At 55.8% G+C, this 2,500-nt stretch carries 2 tRNA genes and 1 rRNA gene; all 3 read left to right on the forward strand.

The window, feature by feature from the left end:
- Positions 1-503 precede the first annotated feature (503 nt).
- The 3 genes from QO014_RS24490 (at position 504) to QO014_RS24500 (ending at position 2,396) form a co-directional block, all read left to right on the forward strand.
- Positions 504-1,988: ribosomal RNA gene (locus tag QO014_RS24490) — 16S ribosomal RNA — on the forward strand.
- A 228-nt stretch (positions 1,989-2,216) separates the two neighbouring features.
- Positions 2,217-2,293, forward strand: a tRNA-Ile gene (locus QO014_RS24495).
- Between the two features lie 27 nt (positions 2,294-2,320).
- Positions 2,321-2,396 (forward strand) — tRNA-Ala (locus tag QO014_RS24500).
- The last annotated feature ends 104 nt before the right edge of the window (positions 2,397-2,500 follow it).

Below are 2,500 nucleotides of genomic sequence, written 5' to 3' on the forward strand. Positions count from 1 at the left end.
TTATGATTTGGTCGTTGACAGATTGGGGTGTTGGGCCTAGAAACCGCCTCAAGAACGCGGGCGGCACCGCTGCCGGCGGACGGAAAGCTCGTCTCTGAGTTTTGTTGATTTGGAGCTTGACAGTGTGGTGATGAGCCACTAGTTAGGCGCCGGTTGGTTCGGTTCACCGGGCCTGACGGACTGGTCTTCGGGCTGGGATGTTTGGTGGTGTAGCGGGCTGAAGGGTTACGGCTTTTGGGCCGGATGGCTTGGCCTTTTGGGGCTTTGAGCTGCGACAGTGGAAACTGTCTGTTCTTTGACAATTGCATAGGAAGAAAGAGAAACGTAGACGGCGATGTCCTTGCGGATGTCTGGTTCTTCGGAATTGGACGTCGAGAAAGAGACTTCGGCGGCACTACGTTTCGCAAGCTCGCTAGTTGTTAGCACGGCAGAGATGTCGTGTTGATGACGGTGTGCTTGGGACTCGTCAATACGTAGTGACCATAGCCGATCAAGATCTCATTCAATTTGAGAGTTTGATCCTGGCTCAGAACGAACGCTGGCGGCAGGCCTAACACATGCAAGTCGAACGCCCCGCAAGGGGAGTGGCAGACGGGTGAGTAACGCGTGGGAACCTACCTCGAGGTACGGAACAACCAAGGGAAACTTTGGCTAATACCGTATGAGCCCTTAGGGGGAAAGATTTATCGCCTTGAGATGGGCCCGCGTAGGATTAGCTAGTTGGTGAGGTAATGGCTCACCAAGGCGACGATCCTTAGCTGGTCTGAGAGGATGACCAGCCACACTGGGACTGAGACACGGCCCAGACTCCTACGGGAGGCAGCAGTGGGGAATATTGGACAATGGGCGCAAGCCTGATCCAGCCATGCCGCGTGTGTGATGAAGGCCTTAGGGTTGTAAAGCACTTTCGCCGATGAAGATAATGACGGTAGTCGGAGAAGAAGCCCCGGCTAACTTCGTGCCAGCAGCCGCGGTAATACGAAGGGGGCAAGCGTTGTTCGGAATTACTGGGCGTAAAGCGTACGTAGGCGGATCGTTAAGTGAGGGGTGAAATCCCGGGGCTCAACCTCGGAACTGCCTTTCATACTGGCGATCTTGAGTCCGGGAGAGGTGAGTGGAACTCCTAGTGTAGAGGTGAAATTCGTAGATATTAGGAAGAACACCAGTGGCGAAGGCGACTCACTGGCCCGGAACTGACGCTGAGGTACGAAAGCGTGGGGAGCAAACAGGATTAGATACCCTGGTAGTCCACGCCGTAAACGATGGATGCTAGCCGTCGGGAAGCTTGCTTCTCGGTGGCGCAGCTAACGCATTAAGCATCCCGCCTGGGGAGTACGGTCGCAAGATTAAAACTCAAAGGAATTGACGGGGGCCCGCACAAGCGGTGGAGCATGTGGTTTAATTCGAAGCAACGCGCAGAACCTTACCAGCTCTTGACATGGCAGGACGGTTTCCAGAGATGGATCCCTTCACTTCGGTGACCTGCACACAGGTGCTGCATGGCTGTCGTCAGCTCGTGTCGTGAGATGTTGGGTTAAGTCCCGCAACGAGCGCAACCCTCGCCTCTAGTTGCCATCATTCAGTTGGGCACTCTAGAGGGACTGCCGGTGATAAGCCGAGAGGAAGGTGGGGATGACGTCAAGTCCTCATGGCCCTTACGGGCTGGGCTACACACGTGCTACAATGGCGGTGACAATGGGCAGCGAAGGGGCGACCCGGAGCTAATCTCAAAAAGCCGTCTCAGTTCGGATTGCACTCTGCAACTCGAGTGCATGAAGTTGGAATCGCTAGTAATCGTGGATCAGCATGCCACGGTGAATACGTTCCCGGGCCTTGTACACACCGCCCGTCACACCATGGGAGTTGGTTTTACCCGAAGGCGCTGCGCTAACCCGCAAGGGAGGCAGGCGACCACGGTAGGGTCAGCGACTGGGGTGAAGTCGTAACAAGGTAGCCGTAGGGGAACCTGCGGCTGGATCACCTCCTTTCTAAGGATGATCCTTCAGGACTTTCTTACGATGGTCCTATCGGATCCTTAGATCAAACGGGCCGACTGATGGATGCCTTCGGGTGTTCTGGTCAGGCCTTTGGCGGGATATCGCCGTCTTCGTCTCTCTTTCTTCCGCGGATGAGTTCAGCTGCAAGGCCGTCTTGCATCTGGGCCTCTTGTCATGACTGTGAGGTTATGGCGGGTTAGGTTCGGGTGTGTCAGTGATGGGCCCGTAGCTCAGGTGGTTAGAGCGCACGCCTGATAAGCGTGAGGTCGGTAGTTCGAGTCTACCTGGGCCCACCATCACCTTGCGCCTTGCCGACCCCAAGAGGGGCCTTAGCTCAGCTGGGAGAGCGCCTGCTTTGCAAGCAGGATGTCGTCGGTTCGATCCCGTCAGGCTCCACCAACTCCTTGGGCGATCTGGTGGTGATCCACACTGGTAGTGATCATCGAGATTGCCTCATCCGCAACAACAGTTTCGTCGTCAATCGTTATGGCCCGTTCGCATGG

Origin of the sequence: Kaistia dalseonensis (assembly GCF_030814715.1) — a bacterium.
In the GTDB taxonomy this organism is placed as follows: Bacteria; Pseudomonadota; Alphaproteobacteria; order Rhizobiales; family Kaistiaceae; genus Kaistia; species Kaistia dalseonensis.